The sequence below is a fragment of the Ferrovibrio sp. genome (assembly GCF_036381655.1).
GTDB lineage: Bacteria > Pseudomonadota > Alphaproteobacteria > Ferrovibrionales > Ferrovibrionaceae > Ferrovibrio.
This window is the reverse complement of record NZ_DASVCJ010000018.1, coordinates 1-5,430: the sequence shown is the minus strand read 5'-3', so window position 1 is coordinate 5,430 and position 5,430 is coordinate 1. Positions and strand designations below refer to the sequence as shown.

The following is a 5,430-nucleotide window of genomic DNA, read 5'->3' as shown; positions in this document are numbered from 1 at the left end:
GACCTCCTACCAGCAGGGATGGTGAATCTGATTCGTCGAAAACCCGAAACCCAAAACCGGCGCCGACTCACAAAGGACTCACCACCGTCTCAAACAGGTCCCAAGACACGATTCAGAGACATCGAACTACGCTCTAGCTTTAACTTGGCGCCCGCCGGTCGATCCGGCGGGCGTTTTACTTTGCGCGGCGGCCTTTCACGTCAAAGTGAGCATCCGACTCCTGTGGCGCGGCGGCAGCCATCGTGCACAATGGCCCGACCAGGGGCCCGAATCAGGAGGCCATCGCATGCTGCGCCGTCATCTGCCGCTCGTCCTTGCCGCCGCCGCCCTCGCCGCGGCCGCTCTTGCCGCGATTGCCGGCCCGGCGGCGGCCCAGAACGCCGAAATTCAGAATTCCGACTGGGACGCGGTGCTGCGGGCGGCACGCGGCCAGACCGTCTATTTCAACGCCTGGGGCGGCGATGACCGCACCAATGCCTTCATCCGCTGGGCCGGCGAGCAGACCGAAATGCGTTACGGCGTGGCGATCCGGCATGTGAAGCTGCGCGATACGGCGGAGGCCGTCGCCCGCGTCGTCGCCGAAAAGGCGGCCGGCAAGACGGAGGACGGCAGCGTCGACCTGATCTGGATCAACGGCCCCAACCTGCTGGCGATGAAGCAGCAGAAGCTGCTGTACGGCCCGGTGACGCAGCGCCTGCCGAATTTCCGGCTGGTCGATGTGCAGGGCAAGCCCGCCACGGTGATCGATTTCACCCTGCCGGTGGACGGCATGGCCGCACCCTGGGCCATGGCGCAGATCGTCTTCATCTACGATGCGGCGCGGGTGAAGGAGCCGCCGCGCTCGATGGCGGCGATGCTGGACTGGGCCAAGGCGCATCCGGGGCGGCTGACGCATCCCGTGGTGAGCAATTTCCTCGGCGCCACCTTCCTCAAGCAGGCGCTGTATGAACTCACGCCCGATCCGGCAATCCTGCAGCAGCCGGCGAGCGATGCGAATTTCGCCGCCGCCACGGCGCCGCTCTGGGCCTGGTACGAGGCGCTGAAGCCCAATCTGTGGCGCGGCGGCAGGCAATTCCCCGCCAATGGCCCGGCGGAGCGCCAATTGATGAACGACGGCGAGATCGACATCATGCTTTCGTTCAATCCCAACGAGGCCTCCGGCGCCATCGCAGACGGCACGCTGCCGCCCAGCGTGCGCAGCTATGTGCTGAAGCGCGGCACCATCGGCAATGCCAGCTTCGTCGCGATTCCCTTCAACGCCGCGCATAAGGAGGGCGCGATGGTGGTCGCCAATTTCCTGCTCTCGCCGGAAGCGCAGGCGCGCATGCAGGATCCGGACATCCTCGGCGCGCTCACCGTGCTCGACCTGGACGGGCTTGCGCCCGCCGATGCCAGGCGCTTCGCCGCTCTGCCGCGCGGCGCGGCGACCCTGAGCAATGCCGAACTCGGCAGGCCATTGCTGGAGCCGCATCCCTCCTGGATGACGCGCATCGCCGCGGAATGGGAGCGGCGCTACAGCCGCTGAGCGACGTGCCGTTGCGCCTTGCTCCGCCGCTGACCCTGGCGCTCTTCCTGCTGCCGGTGCTGGCCGGCCTGGCCGGCACCCTGCTGCCGGCCTTCGGCTATCTGCCGGCGCTGGGCGGCATGCATTTGTCGCTGCAGCCCTGGCGTGATCTCTTCGCCTGGCCGGGCCTGGTCAGCGCACTGCGGCTGACGGTGACGAGCGGCCTGCTGGCCACCGCCATAGCGCTGACGCTGGCGCTCGCCCTGGCGGCGGCCGCGCAGCACAGCCGGCTGCTGCGCCGGGCGCAATCGGCGCTGCCGTTCCTGCTGGCGCCGCCGCATGCGGCGATGGCGATCGGCTTCGCCTTCCTCGTCGCGCCGAGCGGCTGGCTGGCGCGCCTGGTCTCGCCGGCGCTGACCGGCTGGGCGCAGCCGCCGGACTGGCTGATCCTGCAGGACCCGCTCGGACTGGCCCTGACCTGCGGCCTGGTGCTGAAGGAGGCGCCCTATCTTCTGCTGATGGTCCTGGCGGGACTCAACCAGATCGACGCGGAGCGCCAGCTGATCGTCGCGCGCAGCCTGGGCTATGGCCGCCTGCAGGCCTGGCTGAAGGTGATCCTGCCGCAGCTCTATCCGCAGATCCGGCTGCCGGTTTATGCCGTTCTCGCCTTCGCGCTGTCGGTGGTCGATGTCGCCATCATCCTCGGCCCCGGCGCGCCGCCGCCGCTGGGCCCGCAGATCCTGACCTGGGCCAGCGATCCCGATCTGAGCCGCAGCTTCACGGCTTCCGCGGCGGCGATGCTGCAGCTTGGCATCGTGCTGCTGGCGATTGCGCTGCTGCGCGGCCTGGAAGGGCTGGCATCGGTGCTGGGCCGCCGCCGCATCGGCGATGGCAACCGCGGCGTTTTGCTCGACCTGACCATCCCGCTCTGGCGCGGCCTTGCCGGCGGCATCGCCCTGATCGCCGCGCTGGCGCTGCTGGCGCTCATGCTGTGGTCCTGTGCCGCCGCCTGGCCCTGGCCGGCCGCCCTGCCGCAGCGCTGGAGCCTGCGGACCTGGCTGGCGCAGGCGGTGGCGCTGGCCGACCCGCTAGGCAGCACGCTGCTCATCGGCGGCCTGGCGACGGGCGCCGCGCTCTGCCTGGCGCTGGCCTGCCTCGAACACGAAGCCCGCCATGGCGTGCGGCCGACGCAGCGCGCCCTGTGGCTGCTGTATCTGCCGCTGCTGGTGCCGCAGACCGCGTTCCTGTTCGGCCTGCAGGTGCTGCTGGTGCGGCTCGGTCTCGATGGCGGGCTGCTGGCGGTGACCTGGAGCCACATGACCTTCGTGCTGCCCTATCTGTTTCTCGCCCTGGCCGATCCCTGGCGGCATTTCGATCCGCGCCTTGCCCAGACCGCCGCCAGCCTCGGCGCCGGACCCTGGCGCCGTTTCCTGCGCATCAAGCTGCCGCTGCTGCTGCGGCCGCTGCTGTTCGCCGCCGCCATCGGCTTCGCCGTCAGCGTCGGGCAGTATCTGCCGACATTGTTCGCCGGCGCCGGCCGCATCGCCACCCTGACCACCGAGGCGGTGACGTTGTCCGGCGGCAGCAACCGGCGCATCCTCGCCGTCTTCGCGCTGGCGCAGGCGGCGCTGCCGCTGCTCGGCTTCGCGCTGGCGCTCGGCCTGCCGGCGCTGATCCATCGCCGCCGCGCCGCGATGAGGATGCCGGCATGACGGGCCTGGAATTGCGGCGCATCGGCCTGGCCATCGGCGGCACGACGCTGATCCGCGATCTGAGCCTGACGATTCCGCCGCGCGCCATCGTCACCGTGATGGGGCCGAGCGGCAGCGGCAAATCCAGCCTGCTCGCCTATATCGGCGGCTATCTCGCCCCGGCCTTCGCCGCCAGCGGCCGCGTCCTGCTGAACGGCGCCGACATCACCCGCCTGCCGCCGCACCGGCGCCGCGCCGGTATCCTGTTCCAGGATGCGCTGCTGTTTCCGCATATGAGCGTCGGCGCCAATCTGGGCTTCGGCCTCAGGCCGGGCGGCAGCCGGGCCGAGCGGCGCGCGCGCATCGCCGCCGCGTTGCGCGAAGCCGAGCTGGAGGGCTTCGCCGACCGCGATCCGGCCACGCTGTCCGGCGGCCAGCGCGCCCGCGTCGCGCTCATGCGCACGCTGCTTTCGGAGCCGGCCGTGCTGCTGCTGGACGAGCCTTTCGCCAGGCTGGATGCCGATCTGCGCCAGCGCTTCCGGCAATTCGTCTTCGACCATGCCCGCGCGCGCGACCTGCCCATGCTGCTGGTCACCCACGATGCCGCCGATGCCGCGGCCGCCGGCGGACCGCTCGTGCGTCTGCCGCACGGCTAGACCTGCGCCGGCGGCTCTTTTGCGGCGCGCCCGGTTTGGACTACAACAGGGACAGGATTTACCGTTTCAGCGTCGCTCCGGGGCCGCCATGCATCGCCGTCAACCTCTGTCCAGCTTCGCATCCGGCCCGAACGGCGCGCGCAGCGCCTGACGTTTGCCGCAAGCATGACAAACGATCCCGCGGCAACGGCCGCCGCAGCGCAAGCCGTCCCTCCGGCCGGGCAGCGCAAGCGCGCCACCCTGATCGGGGCGCTCGCCATTCTGCTCTGGGCCGCGCTGGCGGTGCTGACCGCCTATACGCCGTCCTTTCCGGCCCTGCAGGTCAACGCGATGAGCTTCACCGTCGCCAGCATCGCCGCCCTGATCCTGTGGCGGGTGCGCGGCGACAGCATCGCCGGGCATCTGAAGCAGCCGCCGCGCGCCTGGGCGCTCGGGGTCGGCGGCCTGCTCGGCTATCACGCGCTGTATTTCGCCGCGCTGAAACTGGCGCCGCCCCTGGAAGCCAGCCTGATCAACTATCTCTGGCCGCTGCTCATCGTGGTGCTGTCGGGCCTGCTGCCGGGCGAGCGGCTGCGCTGGTTCCATGTCGCCGGCGCGGCGCTCGGCCTGGCCGGCACCGTCAACCTGGTGCTGAGCAAGGGCAGCATCGCCTTCGATCCGGCGCACCTGGCCGGCTATGGCGCGGCCTTGGCGGCGGCGCTGACTTGGTCGAGCTATTCGGTGCTGAGCCGGCGGCTGGCGAGCGTGCCGACCGATGCGGTCGGCGGCTTTTGCATGGCGACGGCGCTGCTTTCCTGGCTGCTGCATTTCGCCTTCGAGACCACCGTGCTCGACGCCGGCCCGATCGAATGGCTGGCGGTGCTGGGGCTGGGCCTCGGGCCGGCCGGGCTCGCCTTCTTCTTCTGGGATCATGGCATGAAGCGCGGCGATATCCGCGCGCTGGGCAGCATGGCCTATGCCGCGCCGCTGCTGTCGACCTTCCTGCTGATCCTGTTCGGCCAGGGCCAGCTCACCTGGCCGGTGGCCGCCGCCTGCGGGCTGATCGTCATCGGCGCCCTGCTCGGCACCAGCGATCTGCGCCGGAAGCCGGCCGCCGGCGGCCAGGGCGGCTGATCAAGTCTTTGATCCCGCTGGTATCTGGCTTGCCTTCCAGGGGCTGATGGCCGTCAGTTGCGAGCCAATTGCAGCGAATTGAGGCCAATTCCCGACCAATGCCCGGCCAATTCGATACCGCTTCGAGGCCAATGAAGCGCCATTCCCTGCCAGCGGGATGCCCATGCCATAGCAAAGCCGCACCGGCGGCGCCGACGGCCGCGGGCCTTGTTTCCGATCCACGATTGACAACAGCGGGAACGGAACATAAGATGTACATTTATAAGGAATAAAGTCAAGGAGGATTTTTTCGGCGCGCCTGTCGGCGGGCCGGGCCGTTCAGCGTCCTAGGGTGTGTCGTCAATTATGGGATTCCCAAAGTATTGAATGAATGATTCATAGGAGGTCGCCTGAAGCGAGGGGGCGACCGATGCGGCGATATGGACTGACCGACCGGCAGTGGGAAGTGATTTCCGGCTTACTGCCG

4 protein-coding genes are annotated in these 5,430 nt (G+C 69.4%); all 4 read left to right on the top strand.

Annotation, left to right across the window (positions count from 1 at the left end; all coding sequences use genetic code 11):
• Positions 1–286 precede the first annotated feature (286 nt).
• The 4 genes from VF194_RS03665 (at position 287) to VF194_RS03650 (ending at position 4,964) form a co-directional block, all read left to right on the top strand.
• On the top strand, positions 287–1,525 hold the full coding sequence (locus VF194_RS03665; RefSeq protein WP_330888141.1) for an ABC transporter substrate-binding protein: 1,239 nt from the start codon (positions 287–289) through the stop codon (positions 1,523–1,525).
• Positions 1,501–3,216 (top strand): ABC transporter permease, encoded by a 1,716-nt coding sequence (locus tag VF194_RS03660; RefSeq protein WP_330888139.1) that lies wholly within the window; start codon positions 1,501–1,503, stop codon positions 3,214–3,216. The genes VF194_RS03665 and VF194_RS03660 overlap by 25 nt, the downstream gene beginning before the upstream one ends.
• Positions 3,213–3,851: an ATP-binding cassette domain-containing protein gene (locus VF194_RS03655; protein WP_330888137.1), complete on the top strand. Its 639-nt coding sequence runs from the start codon at positions 3,213–3,215 to the stop codon at positions 3,849–3,851. The genes VF194_RS03660 and VF194_RS03655 overlap by 4 nt, the downstream gene beginning before the upstream one ends.
• Before the next feature lie 165 nt (positions 3,852–4,016).
• Positions 4,017–4,964, top strand: a complete 948-nt coding sequence (locus tag VF194_RS03650; protein ID WP_330888135.1) for a DMT family transporter — start codon at positions 4,017–4,019, stop codon at positions 4,962–4,964.
• The last annotated feature ends 466 nt before the right edge of the window (positions 4,965–5,430 follow it).